Origin of the sequence: Streptomyces blattellae (assembly GCF_009709555.1) — a bacterium.
Lineage (GTDB): Bacteria > Actinomycetota > Actinomycetes > Streptomycetales > Streptomycetaceae > Streptomyces > Streptomyces blattellae.
In genome coordinates this window covers 1-320 of sequence record NZ_WJBG01000058.1, presented here as the reverse complement: position 1 = coordinate 320, position 320 = coordinate 1, and the positions used below count along the sequence as shown (strand labels likewise).

Annotated in this window: 1 protein-coding gene; it reads right to left on the bottom strand. The window is 67.5% G+C overall.

Translation table 11 applies throughout. The annotated features are described in order from the left end of the window. A partial coding sequence (locus GFH49_RS01430; RefSeq protein ID WP_155053888.1) for a HAMP domain-containing protein occupies nt 1–320 on the bottom strand: 320 nt, incomplete at both ends.

Genomic DNA, 320 nt, shown 5'->3' with positions numbered 1-320 from the left:
TCGGTGCCGACCTCGCGGGCCACGCGGGTGACCTCGTCGGCGAAGGCGGAGAGCTGGTCGACCATGGTGTTGAAGGTGGTCTTCAGCTCCAGGATCTCGCCCTTGGCCTCGACCGTGATCTTCTTCGACAGATCGCCCTGGGCGACGGCCGTGGACACCAGCGCGATGTTGCGGACCTGCGAAGTGAGGTTGTCCGCCATGAAGTTGACGTTCTCGGTGAGGTCCTTCCAGACGCCGGAGACGCCACGGACCTGGGCGCGGCCCCCGAGGTCTCCTTCGGTGCCGACCTCGCGGGCCACGCGGGTGACCTCGTCGGCGAA